The following is a 1,906-nucleotide window of genomic DNA, read 5'->3' as shown; positions in this document are numbered from 1 at the left end:
CCCGGTGTGGGCGCTCTGGAGACATCGAATCTGCTGCGTTGCAGAGCTGGTCCGTGCAGGGTCTTGGCATCAATGAGATCGACTGGTTTCGCCGAGACCTCCCAAACCTGGTCAGATTCCGATGGGCGGCGGTCGACGTGCAGACCGAGGTGCTCCATGAGGCCAGCGGGATTCCCGCCGAATATCTGCGACGGAACGGTGATCTTCATGACCGGGACATCGTGGCACGCTCAGCGGAAGTTTCATGAGCAAGATATTGAGCGTGGGACTTGCCTTGGGCGACAACATCGTTCAGTCCGACAGCGCTCGGAATAGGCGCTGACCTGCGCAGTGATGGTCGACGCACCCGCGATGCCATGCCATCATTACGAACATATGTTCGAGTCGACGGATCGAGATGAGCCCAGCGCGCGCCCAGGCGGGTCGCTGGCTGCTCTCCCACGCGCCCAGCAACTCGACCTTCTGCGCGCCCGAATGGCGGCTATTCCTGGCCGCGTCGGAGCTGATACACGACCACCACCCGCACAGGCGACCGACCTGCTCGCCGCCGTACCCGGAGGCCTGGGTGAGCTTCTTCCCGATGGCGGTCTCGCCCGCGGCAGCGTCGTGTCCTGCACCGGCGGCGGCTCGATCATGCTTGCGCTGTTGGCAGCCGCGACCAGCGCCGGTGTCTGGGCAGCGGTACTCGGTGCCCCACGGCTGGGACTGCTCGCGTTCCACGAACTCGGCGGCGATCTGGCCAGACTCGCCCACATCGCCCAGCCAGGAGACGATCCCCTCGCCATCGCCGGCGTACTGCTCGAGGGAGTCGGCGTCGTCGCGCTCGATGCTCCTGGATCAGCGGCTCCGACCCGCGCTCGCGCGATCGTCACCCGCGCTCGAAGCCACGGCTCGGTACTGATCGTCACCAGCGACGGATGGGCTCGCCCCGATATCGAGATCCGCTCCCGCATCGCCGGATACACCGGTCTCGGCCGCGGCCACGGCCTCGTGAAGGACGTGCACCTCGACGTCCGAGTGACTGGCCGCGCCGCGCGGACGCGCACCGCGCGCCTGGTCCTCACCGGAGCCGGGATCGACCGCACACAGTTGACGCGGGCCACCTCGGTCGACGCCGCCACCACGATGCCCGAGCGTCAGGTGCGTATCGGATGAAGGGCCGGATGCACGAACCCAAGTGGTCAGCGCTTCGCCGCGTCGAGCCACCACGCCGCGTGCTCGTGGATCCGCGGCGAGTGTGGGTGCACCCGCAGCGACACCGGCCCCGCGTAGAACCGGTAACCCTCGGCGAGAAAGCCGGCAGCCTCGACATCCGCTTAGACGACGAGTGGATGCCCGCTGTGCTCTACGCGTGGGCCCGCGTGGCACTCGGACGAGAACCGACGTGGTACGCGGAGATCGCCGCAGTGTTCCGCACCAACTCCGGCGTCATGGAGGTCACGCTGCGCCAGTGGGTGCCATGGGACGCAGTCAAACCCGCGCAGGAGTAGGGCGGCGGTCGGCAGCTGCGCGATACAGAGCCAGCGGTCTAGTCAGGGATTGAAGACTCTCGGTTACGACCCGCCACGCTGATCCCCCGGTAGATGCAGGATTTCGCCCAGGTGTTCGAGTACATTGGTGGCGCACCTTGCAGATCGGCAGACACAGCTCACCCGTACGGGGCGCTGTTGCTCCGAGATGGGAGGTGTGGAGATGCCCGAACACGAATCTCGCAATGTGCGAGAGAAGTGGAAAGACAAGGTAGCGAAGTGGGGACCACTGGCCCTCGCTATATGCCGCTTCGTCCAGGACATCACCGACCGCCTGCTGGGCTAGTTACCCAGTGCGGTCAACCGACAACGGGACTAACTACCCCAGGTCGGCAGTAGTGCAGCAATACCCACTTCCAGCACGATGCTGGGAGGAA

Annotated in this window: 4 protein-coding genes; all 4 read left to right on the top strand. The window is 65.8% G+C overall.

The window, feature by feature from the left end; all coding sequences use genetic code 11:
• The coding region (locus NP3_RS50025) for a hypothetical protein (protein WP_218024999.1) at positions 1-248 on the top strand (248 nt) is incomplete at its 5' end.
• Positions 249-375: 127 nt separating this feature from the next.
• Entirely contained in the window at positions 376-1,155 is a 780-nt protein-coding gene (gene imuA', locus NP3_RS36345) for a DnaE2-dependent mutagenesis accessory factor ImuA' (protein ID WP_063825013.1), read from the top strand.
• Positions 1,156-1,163: 8 nt separating this feature from the next.
• On the top strand, positions 1,164-1,490 hold the full coding sequence (locus NP3_RS36340; RefSeq protein WP_157124792.1) for a hypothetical protein: 327 nt from the start codon (positions 1,164-1,166) through the stop codon (positions 1,488-1,490).
• Positions 1,491-1,692: 202 nt separating this feature from the next.
• Complete coding sequence (locus NP3_RS51230; protein ID WP_281197652.1) at positions 1,693-1,815, top strand: hypothetical protein; 123 nt, start codon at positions 1,693-1,695, stop codon at positions 1,813-1,815.
• Positions 1,816-1,906 lie beyond the last annotated feature (91 nt).

Source organism: Nocardia pseudovaccinii NBRC 100343 (assembly GCF_001613225.1).
Lineage (GTDB): Bacteria > Actinomycetota > Actinomycetes > Mycobacteriales > Mycobacteriaceae > Nocardia > Nocardia pseudovaccinii.
Note: the sequence above shows the minus strand (reverse complement) of the source record. Positions and strands in the feature narration are given on the sequence as shown.